Raw genomic sequence first — 527 nt, forward strand, 5'->3', positions numbered from 1 at the left:
CAACTGGAGATCTCGAAAAACCTCCCCATTCGGCCCGTTTTATGATTCCATTGACCTGACCGAGATCGGGAGGATGGCATGCGGGGACAGCCGGGTTTCTGGGACATCGACGAGCGGTATGTTCGGCTGAGCGAGGCCGGCGATCCGCTGGAGAAACTGAACGCGATTGTGCCTTGGGAGGTTTTCCGCAAGCCGTTATCGAAAGCGTTGAAGCGCTCGGACGGGGCGAAGGGCGGCAGGCCTGCGTATGACGCGGTGCTGATGTTCAAGGTTCTTGTTCTGCAGGCGCTCTACAATCTTTCCGACGATCAAGCGGAATTCCAGATCCAGGACCGGCTGTCCTTCATGCGCTTTCTCGGTCTCGGGATTGCCGAGAAAGTGCCGGATGCCAAGACGATCTGGCTGTTCCGCGAGCATCTGGCCGAGGCCGGCGCGATCCAGAACCTGTTCGCCCGCTTTGACAAGCATTTGAACAAGGCCGGCTACCTGTCGATGGGCGGTCAGATTGTGGACGCGACCATCGTCGC

The 527-nt window shown here is 59.0% G+C and carries 1 protein-coding gene; it reads left to right on the forward strand.

The annotated features are described in order from the left end of the window. Positions 1 to 78: 78 nt before the first annotated feature. Positions 79 to 527, forward strand: a 449-nt coding sequence (locus tag VQ044_RS25585; RefSeq protein WP_327650492.1) for a transposase, incomplete at its 3' end; no start/stop codon positions are given.

This window comes from Aurantimonas sp. C2-5-R2 (assembly GCF_036549495.1).
GTDB classification, from domain to species: Bacteria; Pseudomonadota; Alphaproteobacteria; order Rhizobiales; family Rhizobiaceae; genus Aurantimonas; species Aurantimonas coralicida_A.